This is a genomic window from Actinoplanes sp. NPDC051859 (genome assembly GCF_044452725.1).
GTDB lineage: Bacteria > Actinomycetota > Actinomycetes > Mycobacteriales > Micromonosporaceae > Actinoplanes.
On record NZ_JBITBX010000013.1, the window covers coordinates 167,625 to 182,136 of the forward strand.

General features: G+C 70.6%; 11 protein-coding genes. 3 read left to right on the forward strand and 8 right to left on the reverse strand.

Annotated features, from left to right (window positions below; translation table 11 throughout):
* Positions 1-5: 5 nt before the first annotated feature.
* Positions 6-200, reverse strand: a complete 195-nt coding sequence (locus tag ACIA1L_RS28335; RefSeq protein ID WP_396076035.1) for a hypothetical protein — start codon at positions 198-200, stop codon at positions 6-8.
* A gap of 167 nt (positions 201-367) precedes the next feature.
* On the opposite strand from ACIA1L_RS28335, the gene ACIA1L_RS28340 reads away from it, so the two are divergent.
* Complete coding sequence (locus ACIA1L_RS28340; protein ID WP_396076036.1) at positions 368-967, forward strand: ArsR/SmtB family transcription factor; 600 nt, start codon at positions 368-370, stop codon at positions 965-967.
* Positions 968-1,001: 34 nt separating this feature from the next.
* On the opposite strand, the gene ACIA1L_RS28345 is transcribed toward ACIA1L_RS28340, so the two are convergent.
* Positions 1,002-2,849, reverse strand: coding sequence for a glycosyltransferase (locus ACIA1L_RS28345; protein WP_396076037.1), 1,848 nt, complete (start codon positions 2,847-2,849; stop codon positions 1,002-1,004).
* A gap of 126 nt (positions 2,850-2,975) precedes the next feature.
* On the opposite strand from ACIA1L_RS28345, the gene ACIA1L_RS28350 reads away from it, so the two are divergent.
* A complete protein-coding gene (locus ACIA1L_RS28350) occupies positions 2,976-3,401 on the forward strand; it encodes a nuclear transport factor 2 family protein (protein ID WP_396076038.1) in 426 nt (141 codons plus the stop codon).
* On the opposite strand, the gene ACIA1L_RS28355 is transcribed toward ACIA1L_RS28350, so the two are convergent.
* A complete protein-coding gene (locus ACIA1L_RS28355; protein WP_396076039.1) occupies positions 3,373-4,236 on the reverse strand; it encodes a polysaccharide deacetylase family protein in 864 nt (287 codons plus the stop codon). The two genes, ACIA1L_RS28350 and ACIA1L_RS28355, sit on opposite strands and share 29 nt — an antisense overlap.
* Before the next feature lie 223 nt (positions 4,237-4,459).
* Between ACIA1L_RS28355 and ACIA1L_RS28360 the strand changes: the two genes are divergently transcribed.
* On the forward strand, positions 4,460-5,077 hold the full coding sequence (locus tag ACIA1L_RS28360; RefSeq protein WP_396076040.1) for a carbonic anhydrase: 618 nt from the start codon (positions 4,460-4,462) through the stop codon (positions 5,075-5,077).
* Here ACIA1L_RS28360 and ACIA1L_RS28365 read toward each other — a convergent pair whose 3' ends face one another.
* The 5 genes from ACIA1L_RS28365 to ACIA1L_RS28385 all read right to left on the reverse strand — a co-directional run bounded on the left by ACIA1L_RS28365 (position 5,078) and on the right by ACIA1L_RS28385 (position 14,427).
* Entirely contained in the window at positions 5,078-7,030 is a 1,953-nt protein-coding gene (locus tag ACIA1L_RS28365; protein WP_396076041.1) for an NACHT domain-containing protein, read from the reverse strand. It lies immediately after the preceding gene.
* Positions 7,027-7,425 carry a hypothetical protein gene (locus ACIA1L_RS28370; protein WP_396076042.1) on the reverse strand — a complete coding sequence of 133 codons (399 nt, stop codon included), beginning with the start codon at positions 7,423-7,425 and terminating at the stop codon, positions 7,027-7,029. Before ACIA1L_RS28370 ends, ACIA1L_RS28365 begins: the two co-directional genes overlap by 4 nt.
* A 75-nt stretch (positions 7,426-7,500) precedes the next feature.
* The gene (locus ACIA1L_RS28375) at positions 7,501-8,544 is read right to left on the reverse strand and encodes a methyltransferase (RefSeq protein ID WP_396076043.1); all 1,044 of its coding nucleotides are present in this window, start codon (positions 8,542-8,544) and stop codon (positions 7,501-7,503) included.
* On the reverse strand, positions 8,544-9,902 hold the full coding sequence (locus ACIA1L_RS28380) for an MFS transporter (RefSeq protein WP_396076048.1): 1,359 nt from the start codon (positions 9,900-9,902) through the stop codon (positions 8,544-8,546). The genes ACIA1L_RS28375 and ACIA1L_RS28380 overlap by 1 nt, the downstream gene beginning before the upstream one ends.
* A 25-nt stretch (positions 9,903-9,927) precedes the next feature.
* Positions 9,928-14,427: an amino acid adenylation domain-containing protein gene (locus ACIA1L_RS28385; protein WP_396076044.1), complete on the reverse strand. Its 4,500-nt coding sequence runs from the start codon at positions 14,425-14,427 to the stop codon at positions 9,928-9,930.
* Positions 14,428-14,512: the final 85 nt, after the last annotated feature.

Below are 14,512 nucleotides of genomic sequence, written 5' to 3' on the forward strand. Positions count from 1 at the left end.
CGCTGTCAGAGCTCGCTGGGTGCGAGGATGCTGCAGCCCCCGTTGACCGCGGTCGTGCCGAGGACGGCGTCGGTGGAGCGGGTGATTTCCTCGAGCAGCGCCCCGGCATGGTGGCCGATGAGCTGCGCCGTGGTGATGGCGTGGATAGAGAGCTGGTCGGCGGCTTCGACGACCTGCGGGAGCACGGTATCGAACAACATGAATCCCCCCGGATTCCCCCTGAGTGACGCCGACCTGACGGCCGGCGATCAAGTGTCACCAAGCGTCCAAACTCAGTCAAGTGTTTGACTTTTCTAGGGCGTCTAAACTCGATCGGAATGCAGTACGGTTTGTGGACAAGCCGCACTTTTCTAGGAGAACCAACCTGATGGTGGCTACCCGCATCGTGGACGACGTCGAGACGCTGAAGGCGCTCGCCGATCCCGCGCGGCTCGCAATCCTCGAGCTGATGATGGATAACCACGACCGGCGATGGACAGCCAAGGAGCTGGCCGCCGCCATCGGCATGCCGCCCAAGAAGATCTACTACCACCTGGGCCAGCTCGAACAGCGCGGCCTGCTCGAGGTGCGCGCCACCGGAGTCGTCAACGGCATCATCGAAAAGCACTACGGTGCGGCCCAGCAGTCCATCACCTTCCAGCGCGGCAGCGAGTCCGCCGGCCTTCCTGCGCTAGCCGGCCACGAAATGGGTAAGGTCGTCACCACCCTGCTGGACGAGGTCCGCGGCACCATCCTCACCGGACTGCGCGACGGCACCGCGGTGATGGACCGCGCTGCCCCGGACGCGCAACGTGCCGTGATCAGTTACTCCACCGCTCGCATGCGCCCGGAAGAGGCGGGCAAGTTCCGCGCCGAGCTCCTGGCCCTGGTCGAACGGTTCGACGCCAACACCGCCCCGGACGAGCCGACCTTCGAGCTGTTGATCGCGATTCATCCGCGATCCCCGGCCGAACCGACCGACGGGTGAGAGCCTGCCCCCGACCGCGGGAGTCGGGTGCGGCTCAGGCAGTGACGCGGATCGAGAACTCGTTGTCGGCGTCGTAGTGCGGCTGCATCGTGACGGCGCCGGTGCTGATCGGCGGGAACACATAGGCGATGTCCTTGCGGGCCACGTCGTCCAGCAGCCGACCGAGCCGAACGGCGGGTAGATCTGCCGCGTAACGCAGCCACACCTGCCAGGTGCCCGCCGGCAGCGCGGCAATCCGCACCTCGAAACCCGATGAGGTCCTTGAGCCCTGCAGCTCCCGCGTCTCGGTGCTGCGCAACTCCACCACCACGTCGGCGAGAGCTGCGCCAACGACGTGTCCGGTGATGCGCAGACTGTCGGCGTCGAGCAGCACGTGGGAGATCTCGGCGTACACGGATCGGTTCCAGACTCGCAGGCCGAAGGAGCCGTCGCCGTGCCGGTAGGGCAGCTGGACCCGGGTGGCCGCACCGGCAATCAGGGCTCGGGTGTCGAGCCGGCCAGCTCGGACCGGTGCACCTTCCGCGGTGCGGAGCTGCCAGATTCCTTCCGCCAGGTCGCTGCCCACCGGGAGCTTGTCGTCGTCGCGGCACCAGAACAGGTCCGCGCCGCCTGCCAGGACCACCTCACCAGCCGCGGTGACCTGGGCGTCGACGGCCAGCGAAACGGGTGCCAGCCCTAGTGCCGGCTGCGGGGCCGCCCGGCGGCTTCCGCGGGGCCACCAGCGCCAGCGGGCCTTGCGGGCGGCTAGGCGCTCGAACAGCTGCTCGTACTGCTCGGCGATCAGCGCCGGGTCGAACCGCGCCGAGCTCTTCAACGCGGCAGCGGCCATGGCGTTCCGTTGCTCGTCGTCGTTGATGAGCCGCAGCAACGCCGTCGCCAAGGCAGCCTCATCCCCGACCGGCGTCAGGATGCCGTCCGTCCCGTCCTGCACCACTTCGGCCGGGCCGTGCGGCGCGTCCGTGCTCACCACCGGCACCCCGCACCGCATCGCCTCGACCAGGGTCATGCCGAACGATTCCCGATCGGACGGCACGACGGCGATCGCGCCCTTCGCCCACTCCGTCTCGATCGGCGTGTACGGGCCCATCATCAGCACGTTGTCGTGGAGCCCCAACTCGGCGACCTGCGCACGCAGGTCGCCATGCAGCTTGCCTTGGCCGTAGATCCGCAGCTGCCAGTCCGGCCGCTCGGCCGCCACCACGGCGAAGGCCCGGATGAGCAGGTCATACCGCTTGGTGCGGATCAGCCGGCCGGCCGCCACCACGATCTTGTCGCGACCGTGCGACGGTGGCGTGGCCGGCTCGGGCACACAGTTCGGGATGAACGTCAGCTCGGTCCTGGGCAGCGGCACATGGGCCCGGTAGTCCTCGGCGTCGCGGGCGGTGACGGTCACGAAGGCGTCCAGTTTGCGCAGGTGAGTCGGCAACTCCTCGCGCATCGCCTTACGCTCCTGGCGCCGGGTCAGGTGCTCCTGCCCAATCTTGATCATGCGGCGCGGCGCGAATCGGCCGGCATAGGCGATCAACCCGGCCCGGGTAGCGATCACCACGTCAGCGTCGCTGCTCTGCAGGAAGCGCGCGTACCGTTCTTCGACCAGCAGGTCGTAGTTGTGGGACCGATAGTCGGCCTTCGGGTAGAACTTTGCCGGCTGACCGCGCAGCGGATCGTCGCCGGGGTTCGCGGGATGTCCGGCTCGGGTTTCCACGAGCCCCGTCAGGCGCACGGCGGGGTGCAACGGCAGCTGAGGCAGGTCACGGCCGCGCAAGGTGCTGAGGACTTCGACCTGGTGCCCCCGTTCGGCGAGGGCGCTGGCGAGATTGAAGGTCGTGGCAATCGTGCCGCCGATACCGAAGCCGTCGTTCAGCAGGAAAAGGACCTTCACGGGTCGAAACCCTAGACCGTGCGGGCAACAGCTGTCTGTCCCGGCAGTGCGGGCCTGCACATTGCCCGGGGGTAGAACGTGTTCTAGTCTCGGAGATGGTCCGGAGAACCCACGAGGAGGCATGCGATGGCGTCGGGAGTGCTGACCGTACGCGACCTGGCACGGCGATCTCAGGCGGCAGCCGGGGCCAAGGATCGCGCAGGCTGGCTCGGACTGTTCGCCGACGAGGCGATCGTGGAGGATCCGATCGGTCCGTCCCCGCTCAGCCCGGACGGACGCGGCCATCGTGGCGCCGCGGCCATCGCCACGTTCTACGACACGGTGATCGGGCGGGTCGATCGGATCCACTTCGAGATCGAACGGTCGTACCTGTGCGGCAACGAGGTCGCGGATGTCGGCAGCATCCACATCACCATGCCGGGCGGACAGACCACCGAGGTGCAGGGCGTCTTCACCTACCGGAGCGACTCCAGCGGGAAGATTGCGGCACTGCGGGCGTACTGGGAGTTTGGTGGCCGACCCACTACGGAGACAACAGCTCCGAGAGGGTGACCGGCTCCAGACCGCGACGTTCAAGCTCGGCAAGGATGAGCGGTAGCGCCTCGTCGGTGTACTGAGCATTCGCCTCCGTGACGTGCATGATCACGATCGAACCGGGCCGCACCTTCGACACCACCGCCGCTACTACCGGCGTCGCGCTCCGGGCGAACGGGTCCCCGCTCACGACGTCGCCGTCAATGACCGTCACGCCCAGCGGCGCCAAGGCCCGCAGTGCCGCCTTGTCATGACAGAGGCCGGGGAACCTGAAGTATCGGGTCTGTCGCCCTCCGAAGGGGGCCAGCGCCCGGAAGGTCTTCTCCACATCGCGGGTCATCTGATCGGCCGGCACCCGAGGCAGCCCATAGCAGTCGCCAGTGAACGCCGCGTGCTCATAGCTGTGGTTGGCGAGCTCGAACCGAGGATTGGCAGCAATTCTCCGCAGCTCCCGCGGATACTGCTCGGCCCATTGGCCGGTCACGAAGAAGGTCGCCGGAATCCGACGCTTTTCGAGCAACTGCAACACCGCCATATTTGCGTACGAGGCCACCTCGCCCCGCCGCAGCCGGTCGATCATGGCGTCGGTCATGTCGGCGTCAAAGGTCAACGCCACCCGCTTCTGCGTACGGGGACCGTGGTTCACCACGCGCGGCAGCGCCCCGGGTCGGGGCGGCGTCGAGCTGCCGGTTCGGCCGTCGGCGGACTCGAGCACCGGCGGAGCAGAAGACGCCGGCGCGCTTTGCTTCGCGGGAGTGGCGGGCGTCGGGGGACTCGGCGCCGCCTCTGAGGCGCTGCAGCCCACCAGTGCCAGCACCGCACCAAACGCGAGCAATCTTCCGAAGATCGGCATGCGGGCGATGATGGCACCGCCGCGCTACCCGACGGAATGCGCGCCCTCGTACACCAGGTCAGCGGCCAGGCTGATGAACCCGAAGCCGATGATGACGCGCCACGGCGACCACCGGACAGCAAGCTTGGCGGACGACACGCACGCTCCTAGCGAGCTGGTCCCGGAAAATTCGGTAGATACCCGTGCCGCCCCATCATCGCGCACCGCCGGCTAGGCTGCGGCGATGACGGCGATCGACCCCCCAGCCCCCAAGGAAGCCTTCGACCTGCTGCTGACCGGAAACTCGCGCTTCGTCGCGGGTACGCCGCAGCACCCGAACCAGGACGCCGCCCGCCGCGCGGAGATCGCACCGGGGCAGCAGCCGTTCGCCGTACTGTTCGGATGCTCCGACTCCCGGCTCTCGGCAGAGATCATCTTCGACCGCGGCCTGGGCGATCTGTTCGTGGTCCGCACCGCGGGCCACGTCATGGGCGCCGAGGTGATCGGCAGTATCGAATACGGGGTGGGCGTCCTGGACTGCCCCCTGGTGGTGGTCCTCGGTCACGACTCCTGCGGCGCCATCGCCGCCGCGTGTGCCGCGCTGGAAGACGGTGTCGCCCCCGCCGGCTACGTGCGCGACGTCGTCGAACGGGTAACGCCCAGCGTGCTCGCCGCGCGGGCCGCCGGGCGCGTGACCGCGGACGAGATCCTGGCCGAACATGTGAAACATACGGTCGACCTCCTGCTGGACCGTTCCCGCGTCCTCGCCGAACGGGTCGCCACCGGCCAGGCCGCCGTCGTCGGCCTGTGCTATCGGCTGGCCGACGGCAGCGCCCAGGTTGTCGCCGCCCACGGCGTCTGATCAGCGCTCGCTGATGTCCCGGGCGGCGATCGCCGCCAGCAACCGGCTGTGCCGAAACTGGTAGACGCCGCCGACCTGCCGAAGCACACCGCGTGCGCGCGCGTCGGCGAGAAACGCCTGGATCCGCCAGGGCAGCCGGCCCCGCAACGGCAGCCAACAGCGGGCGAACAACGCCCATCGGCCCCATTCTGAGCACAGGAGCATGATCGGCAAACCGACAGCGAGCATTCCGGGAGCAAGCTGGCCGAGCAGGACAGCGCCGATGGTGCTGAGCACGACACCGGCACCGACGTTGATCAGGAACGTCGTTCTGCTGAGGGTCAACAGTCGAACCGGGCTGGTGACCAGGCCTGGATCGACCCGCGACACGAAGAAGCTCGTGAGGAAGTACATCAGGCCGAGGGTGACACCGACGACCAGGGCGCCCCGAACACCGCCGACGAACAACCCGAGGCCGACGCCGAACCACACCGCCAAGAGCGAGCCACGCACCGCCCGACCAGGGCTGGTGTTCAGGCGCGGGTCGTAGCGGATCAGACCCGGATTCCACCGTGACAATTGCGGATACGCCAGGGCGACGAGCATGCCCATGAACAAACCGGACAGCAGGCCGCGCACGGCTCCGCCAGGGGTGAACGGACCGTAGGCAGCGCCGCAGGCCGCGGAGGTGCTGACCACCAAGACGGTGAACAGACCACGCCGGGTGCTGTCGGGTACGGCATCGGCCAGCCGCCACCAGGCCAGGTCCCGACTGCGCTGGGTGTGCATGGTGCCGGCCAGCCAGCTCAGCCATTTCGTTGCCTGGTCGGGCCGGCAGGCGAAGTCGCCCCTGCGGCGCCGGTAGCGATCCCGCGCTATGGCCGGATAGCAGGCAGTCAGGAACCGTCGCAGCAGGTGCTTCTCGACCGCTGCAGCGTCGGCGAAGGCGGGAGCCAGCAACTCCGCCGGGTTTCGTCCGGTGGCGTACACCGCGGCAGCCATCGACACCATGAGCGGGTTGGCGAGGACTTGCCGGAGTTGCTCCTGCGCGGGGTCGTCGCGTAACCGGTCCAGCACGCCCGCCCATACTCCGCGGCCATCCTCGGCGATCCGGTTCGTCGTCCGCGGCAGATAGGCGGCCACGTCGGCGACGCTCAGCGGCTCGAGCCGGACGCCGGCCGCTGCGGCCAACACCGTGCCGTCCGCGGTCAGTTCCGCAAACCGGTCTTCGCGCACGGTGACGATCATCGGCAGCCGATGCTCGAAGTTCAGCTCCCGTAAGGCTGCCCGGCTGTGCGGCTCCGGCAACTCGTCCAGGCCGTCGAGCACCGGCAGGATCAGGCCCTTCTCCAGCAGGACGACCGCGAGGTCCGGCTCGTCCAGGACGGGGACCCGCAGGGTGTCGAACAACTGCCGAAGCCGGCTGACCAGCCAGTCACGCAACGACATCCGCCCGGTATCCCAGCCGTCCGTGGACAGGATCACCGGAACCGGGCCGTCCCTTCGGGCCAGCAGAGTCAGGCACAGCCGGGCGGCCAGTACGGTCTTGCCGGCGCCACCCGGACCCACCAGCACCAGGCGGTGCGATCCGATGCGGTCGAACAGGTCCAGCACCCCGGCGGTCCCGGCGAGCGTCGGCGGGGGCTCAGCGGTGTCCCCGACCGGAGTCTGCACCACGTTCGCCCATTGCTCCACGCCGTGCTGCAAGAGACGCCATCGCACCGGAAGCTGGGCGGGGTGTTTGTCGACATTGCGCAGGAAGCGGTCGAGCTCGGCGGTCAGTCGGGTCCGCAAGATCTCCACCGGGCCGTCGCCCGCGGAGCGAGGGCTACCGATGATGGTCGGTCCGAGGTGGACGTGCCGTTCGACGTTGCGGGTGGAGATGACGCGGGCGGTCACGTCGCCGCCCACAGCGATCGCGGCCGGGCCGGTGGCGCTCACCGCCGCCGGGTGATCGGTGCCTTCCGCCGTCACTGCGTGGTTCCGCCGTCTGCCCCGCTGACCCGCGTACGGATCGACGCGCTGTTGTTCCCACCGATGGCGACGGAGCCGGGCCCCGAGGCGGTGACTCCGGCAGGCGATCCGGCGGGCGCAACCGTCGGGGCGGCCGCCGGCGCGACCGCCGGCGCGGCCGCCGGGCCCGTGGGAGCAGCCGGTTCCTGGGCAGGCACGGAGTGGTCGGGCGCTTGCCGCCACGCCGGCCAGCCCCACAGGCCCACCGCGGCGAGAGTGACCGAGGCGAAAACGCCCGTCACGGATATCCATTTCTCCGCGCGATCAAGGCCCTCGCCGGTGAGGAACACGACACAGGCCGCGGCGGCCGCGGCACCCAGCACTGTGGTCAGAACGGTTCGTAGCGTGCGATTCACGCCAAGCATGCTCGGCAGTCGGCGCCGCATCCGCCATCCCCGATCCGACCAAACCTGTCGAATCCCCCGAACGGGTTACCTCCCCCCGCCGCCTCTGATGGCAGTCACCAGATGGTCGGTGGGAGAGCGCTCCAGCACGTGCTGGTCCACGCTGGTGAAGCCGGCGTCGGTCAGGAGGTTGGTCAGCTCGGCGTAGCCGTACACGCGGCCGTCCTGGGTGTGAAACAGGTTGAGGCTGAACGCCCGGACGAACGCCTCCCCCGGCCCAGGTGACCGCTCGACGTCGGCGAGGGGCTCCAAGAGGAGCAGCCGGCCACCGGGGCGCAGGGCGGCCGCGACCCGGCTGAGCAGCGTCGCGACCTCCGCTGGGCGATACCCGTGCACGATGTTGAACAGCAAAGCCACATCGTGCCCGGCGCCGAGGTCGGCCGTGAACAAGTCGCCCGGACACAGCTCGACCCGGTCCGCGAGGCCCGCAGCGGCGACGGTCGCCCGACCCTGCTCCAACGCACCGGCCAGGTCAACCACTCTCGCCCGCAGCTCGGGGTACGCCGCGCACAACGCCACCGGGTACGCGGCATGCCCGCCGCCGAGGTCCAGCAGGCTGGCCGGACCGGCGGGCACCGGCACCCGCGGGATCACCTCTGCGGCCAGCCAGCCGGCGAGGCGGCGCAGCATGGTGTGGAAGTCGGCGAGGGTGTCCGGACGCGAGTCCAACCAGGCGTAGAAGTCGCCGTCCGGCTTGCCCCGGCGCAGCGAGTCCGCCAACCCACCCCACTGCTCAGTCAGCACGGCGTGCCAGAACGCGAGGACGGGCGCATAGCTGTCAGATCCGTCGCGCAGCAGCCACCGCGTCGCATCGGGGCTGTTGGCGTACGCGTCGACGGCTCGGTTCAGGTATCCGAACGCGACGAGGGTGTCGCACAGGACCCGGGTGCCGACGGGGTCGAGGTCGAGCCGGCTGGCCAGGTCCGCCGCGGCGAGTGGCCCGTGGGCGAGGGCCTCGAAGACTCCGAGCCGCTGCGCGGTGCCCGCGGCGTGGAAGCCCACCGTGTTGAGCAGGTCGAGGTGAGCGCCCGGAGTGTCGGCGGCTTCCTCAGGGGTCAGTGGTACCGGCATCAGCCGACTCCTTCCCGTACGGTGGGCTCCGCCGCGCCGAGTGGGGCAGCGTCGAGGTCCTGTGCGTCGGGGAGGTCGTCCACTCGGCGCAAGCTGGGCACGGCGTACGCGATGGCGGCGAGCGCGAGCATCGCTAGCCCGGTCGCGGCGAAGATGAGCGCGATACCGCGGCCCGGACCGGTGCCCAGCAGCGCGCCCGGCCCGCCGGCGAGCGCCCCACCGTTGCGCATCAGCGGCTCGGCGACCCGGTCGGCGAGGGGGCCGGCGGCGACGTACGCCAGTGGCACGGCGGCGTCGCCGACGACTCGGGCGGTAGCCATCACCCGGCCAAGTACCGCCGACTCTGCTTTGGTCTGCAGCAGGGTCATCGTCGCGGTGTTGATGACCGGCAGGGTGAACAGGAATGCCGGTGCGACGACGGCGATCAGCCACGGCGACGGGGCTAGCGAGTGCAGTGCCAGCGCCACGCCGGCGACGGCGAGCCCGGCCTGGATGCCGGTCACCCGCCGGCGGGGTCCGCCCCAGGCGCTCATCAGGAGGCTTCCGGCGAAGAGCCCGGCACCGCCGGCGAACATGAGTGCGCCGAGAGTCGCCGCCGAGGCGAAGGACAGGATCAGAGGCTGAACGAGCACCCCGGCAAGGGCGAACAGCGCGTTGTAGACGCCGAAGACGACGAGCAGCGCCGGAAGTCCCGGCCGCTCGCGCAGATGTTGCCAGCCGGCCGCCGCCTGCCAGGCCGAGCCCGAGGGCGCCGCCGCCCCGGATTCTGGGCCGGCTGGGCGGGTCACCTCGGTGGGAATGCGCACCACCAACAGCGTGGTCGCGGCGACCGCGAACGTGCCCAGGTCGAGCGCCAGCACGCCGCCCACCCCGATCGTCGCCACGAGGGCGCCGGCGAGCAGCGGCGCCGCGATCTGCACGGCGCGCCCGGCCTGCATCATCCCGTTGAACCGGGCCAGGTGGCGTTTGCCGACGAGCCGCGGCGTCAGCGACGCGTAACTGACCTGATGCAACACTCCGGCTGCCGCACCGACCGCGGTGGTGACATAGACGTGCCAGACGGCCAACACGTCGGCTGCGTACAAGGCGGCGATGGCGCCGGTAGCGAGCGCGGCGACGGAATCGGCGCCCAGCATGAGGCGGCGTCGGTCCCACCGGTCGGCGAGGACACCGGCGAACGGCGCGGCGAGGATGGCCGGCAACGTGCTCGCCAGGAAGATCATGGCGAACTGGCTGACCGAGCCGGTGCGCTGGTATACCCAAACCCCGAGCACGAAGGCCGTCAGGCTGGAGCCCACGAGCGACACCAGCTGTCCCGCCCAGACGGTGACCAGCAACCGAACCCGCCGGGGATCAATCCGTTCCGACGGCTTGGCGGCAGCATCAGACACGTGGCCTCCCGACGATCGGTGCCCCCGGCGCGTCAGCGCTCGACGCGTCAGCACGAAGGGCGGCCGGTGAGCTCGATTCTCCAGAGTGGATGGTGGCCGGTGGTTCGAGGACGCCGGAGTCGACCAGGTGAGCGAGGTAGCAGTGGATCAGTGCGGCGTCGACCGGTGGGCACGGTGCGCCGGCCGCCGCCGCGGTCGCTGAGCAGTCGAAGTGGGGTTGGCCGCCGGCTGGCGTTCCCGCGTCACCGTCTGGTGCGGGAAAGAGCGGGGCGAATGCCGCCAGGGCGGCGTCAGGTCGCTCTAGCAGCGCCGCGCGCCAACGCGGGTACGGCATCGGCTCGACCGGGTAGCCGTACCCGGCCATGGCCGCCGCCAGTTCGTCGTGGCCGAGTGTCTGGCCGTAGAAGTGCCAGTCAGCTCCGGCGTTTCGGCGCGACAGCCGGCCGATTGCCGCTGCCACGTGATCCACCGGGGCCAGGTCGGCCGGCAGACCGAGGTCCGGCACGCCGCCGAGCTGCACACACGTGACGAGCAGCCGACTGAACCAGTCGTCGACGTTGCCGACGCCGGTCGTGGCATCACCGGTGACCCGGGCGGGCCGATAGATCGAGACGGGCAAGCCGCGCTCGCGTGCTGCTCGGGCCAGGGCGTCCGCCACCCATTTGCTGGCGTTGTAGCCATCACCGAGCGTGCAGTCGTCCGGCGGATCACCTTCGCGAACGGTGGCACCGACCTGCCCGGGAGTGAGATAGATGCCCAGGGTGGACACCAGATGCACCGCACAGGGCCGGCCCCGCCCGGCCAGCCGCAGCACCTCGAGCGTGCCGACGACGTTGGCGGGGCGCAGAGCCGCGTACGTGTGCAGGAAGTTGACGGCGCCGCCGTTGTGATAGATGGCGTCGACGGTGTCGGCGAGCCGGTCGGCGCCGGCTGCGGTCAGTCCCAGGTGCGGTGCGGCAAGGTCGCCGGGGAGCCCGGTGAGGCGTTCGGCGTCGGTGTCGCGCCAGAGCCCATAACGGGTGAGGTTTTCCCGGACCCGGGCGAGCGCAGCATCGCCGGTGGCGGCGCGGACGAGGCAGTGCACGTGGGCTGCGCCGGCGTCGAGCAGGTCACGCAGCAGGTAGGCGCCGAGGAACCCGGTTGCGCCGGTGATGAGTGCCGTTTGCGGAACCGCCGGCGGCCGGCCCGGCGGAAGCGCCGCGCAGATGTCGTCGGGCAGCACTGCATCAGCCCGCAAGGTCTTTTCCAGCTCCGCCGCCGAGCTGCCGTCCGTCGCGTTTCCGGATCGGGCACTATCCACTGAGGACGCCAGCGCGCCAAGGTCGGCGGCGGCCAGCACGGCGCGGACGGGCAGTTCCACGCTCAGTTCCTGGGCGATCCGGGCGATCAGCGGCCCGGCCAGCAGTGAGTGCCCGCCGACGTCGTAGAAGCTGTCGCCGGTGCCGATCGGGGCTGTCGTGCCGGTCAGCTCGGCCCAGATCCGCGCGAGGCAACGCTCAGTGTCGGTGCGCGGCGGCAGGTAGGCCACGGCGGTGGTCGAACTGGGCGGCGGCAGCGCCGTCTCGTCGAGCTTGCCGTGCCGGTTCAGCGGCAACGCGGTCAGGGCCACAAAGCGCGCCGGCACGAGATAGTCGGGCAACCGTTCCCGCAGTGCTCGCCGCCAGGTCGCGGCTGGTGGCGGGTCGTCGCTCACCACGTACGCGATCAGCTCGGGCCGGGCGACCACGGCGATCTGCCGGATGCCGGGCAGTGCGGCGACGGCAGCCTCGACCTCGCCCAGTTCGATCCGGTGCCCGCGGATTTTGACCTGCCGGTCGGCGCGGCCGAGAAACTCCAGGCTGCCGTCTGTCCGCTGCCGGACCAGGTCCCCGGTGCGATACATGCGCGCGCCGGGCTCGTCCGCGAACGGGTCCGGCAGGAACCGATCGGCGGTGCCGGCGGGATCCGCGAGGTAACCGCGGGCCGGGGCGGCGCCGCCAAGGTGCAGCTCGCCGGTCACCCCGACCGGCACCTCACGCTGGGCGCCATCGAGCACATATGCCCGTACGTTGGGCAGGGGCACGCCGATGGGGAGCTGAGAGCCGGCGGTCTCGGCAGCGTCGACGGTCTGGTGGGTGGTGGCGCAGACAGTCCCTTCGGTGGGGCCGTAATGGTTGACGAGCGGCACCCTGTCGTCGGTCAGCGTGGCCCACTGCTGCACGGCATGGACACCGACCGCCTCGCCGCCGACCATCATGAGCCGCAGCGAACGCGGGATCGCGACGGACCGGCTGTCGGCGAGGTCGGCGACCCAGCGACGCCAGTGCGGTGCGGCAGCGTCGACGACGGTGACCCCGTGCCGGGTGCAGAACGCCAACAGGGCCGAACCCGTCAACTCGGCAGGTCGCTCGGCCAGCACCAGCGCGGCCCCGCTCACCAGCGCCGGGAACAGGTCGCCGGCGGAGGCATCGAAGCTCAATGGCGGCAGCATGAGCAGCCGGTCAGCCGAGGTGAACCCGTGCACCGCCACGAAACCGTGCACGAGGTTGACCAGGCTGCGGTGATTCACCTGCACGCCTTTAGGAGCACCGGTGGAGCCGGAGGTGAAGATGACGTACGCGAGTTGGTCGAGGTGGTGGGCCGATGCGGGGGGCGGGTCGTCCGGTGCGGGACCATCGGGTGTGAGCAGTGTGCCGCCGTACCCGGGAGGGGTTGTTTCTGCGATCAGCAGCGGGGCACCGGCGTGGGCGAGCAACGCGGCGAGGCGGGCCGGCGGATGGCCGGGGTCGAGGGGCAGGTAGCCAGCACCGGCGCGCAGGACGCCAAGGATCGCGACCACTGCGGCGGGGCTGGCGGGCAATGCCAGCGCGACCGGGACCTCGGGACCGGCGCCGGCGGCCCGCAGTCGTCGGGCCAGCCGGTCGGCGCGGGCCAGCAGCTCGCCGTAGCTGACCGTGTCGGCACCGGCGACGACAGCTGGCGCGTCTGGCTGCTCGGCGGCCCGTGCGGCGATCAGCTCGACCACACTCGCGTCCGGGTACGCATGGCGGCTGCCGCGCCTGCCGGCTTGCGCCGCGCGCTCGGACACCCCGCGAACATCCAGTTCGGACAGCCGAGTGTCGGACCGGTGGGCGAGCGTGGAGAGCACCTGTCGGTACCGGTCGACCAGGCCGTCGATCGTGGTCGCGTCGTAGAGGTCGGTGTCGTAGTCGACGATGACCCGGAGCCCGGTGCCCGTGTCATCCACGAAGAAGGTGAGGTCCATGCGGGTGGTGTCGCGGGCGAAGCCGAGCGGTTCCAGCGTCAGGCCTGCCACAGCCCGGTTGCCCGGCCCGCGCGGCGGGTTGAGCACGAACATGACCTGGAACAGCGGGTTGCGTCCGTCCCGGCGCGACACCCGGGCGGCCTCGACGATGCGGTCGAAGGGCAGCCCGGCGTGGTCGATGGCGTCGATGCACTCGGCCTTGACCCGGTCCAGCACGGCGGCCAAGGTCGGGTCGCCGCCCAGATCGGTGCGGATGGGAACGCTGTTGACGAACATGCCGACCGCGTCGGCCAGTTCCGGCCGGTCCCGAGTGGTCACCGGAGAACCCACGCAGACGTCGTCACTGCCGGCGAGTCGGGACAGGAGGACCTGCAACGCGGCCAGGAGCACCGCAAACCGGGTAGCGCCGCGCGCCCGACCCACCGTGTCGATGCCGTCGCGCAGCTCGGCAGGGAACCGGTGCTCCCTGCTGCCACCGCGGCCGGACGCCGTCGCCGGGCGAGGCCGGTCGGTGGGCAGGTCGAGCCCCTCGGGTACGCCGTCGAGCCGGCCGGCCCAGTACGCGCGGTGCCGGTCCAGCCCGGCTCCCCCGGCACGGTCGCGCAGCCACAGCGCGTAGTCCGGGTACTGGCAGCCCACTGGCGGCAGCTCCACCCGCTGCCCGGCCTGCAGGGCGGCATAGGCGACGGTGAGGTCCCGAACGATCACCACCAGCGAACGGTCGTCGCTGACGATGTGGTGCGTGGTGAGGACAAGCGCGTGGTCCTCAGCGCCCAGCCGGATCAGCAGCACCCGCAGCAGCGGCGCGACGCCCAAGTCGAACGGGATCTCAATCTCCGCGCGGACGGCCCGGTCGAGGGCAACGGCGTCCGCGTCGGTCAGCTCGACGTGCCGGATTCGGACCCGAGCCTGCGGATCATCCGAGGCGAGCACCCGCTGCTCGGCACCGCCTGCGGCGTCAGAAACCAGACCGGTCCGCAGCGCCTCATGCCGCGCCACCACCACGTCGACAGCGCCCTGCAACGCCGTCAGGTGGAGCGGTCCCCGCAGCCGGGTGGCCCACGACAGCGCATAGGCGGAACTGCCGGGACGCAGCCGGTCGAGGAACCACAACCCCTCCTGCAGTGGCGACAGCGGCACCGGACGACCCAGTGCCCGCCGTGCGATAGGTGTTTCGGTACGCGCCAAGCCGCGCTCGGCAAGCAGCCGGCGCAGCAAGGCCTGACGGTCGGTCGCCTCGGTGGTCACTGGTGGACCCTCCTCTCTACGGGACTTGAGAAGGTGCCCGTGGTTAGATGCCGGTGAGAGCCGGGGTGACGGCCCGTGGTGGTCG

Coding starts and splice junctions, on each gene's coding strand:
- ACIA1L_RS28340 (WP_396076036.1), top strand. CDS start 368: ATGGTGGCTACCCGCATCGTGGACGACGTCGAGACGCTGAAGGCGCTC.
- ACIA1L_RS28355 (WP_396076039.1), bottom strand. CDS start 4,236: ATGCCGATCTTCGGAAGATTGCTCGCGTTTGGTGCGGTGCTGGCACTG.
- ACIA1L_RS28350 (WP_396076038.1), top strand. CDS start 2,976: ATGGCGTCGGGAGTGCTGACCGTACGCGACCTGGCACGGCGATCTCAG.
- ACIA1L_RS28375 (WP_396076043.1), bottom strand. CDS start 8,544: ATGCCGGTACCACTGACCCCTGAGGAAGCCGCCGACACTCCGGGCGCT.
- ACIA1L_RS28360 (WP_396076040.1), top strand. CDS start 4,460: ATGACGGCGATCGACCCCCCAGCCCCCAAGGAAGCCTTCGACCTGCTG.
- ACIA1L_RS28335 (WP_396076035.1), bottom strand. CDS start 200: ATGTTGTTCGATACCGTGCTCCCGCAGGTCGTCGAAGCCGCCGACCAG.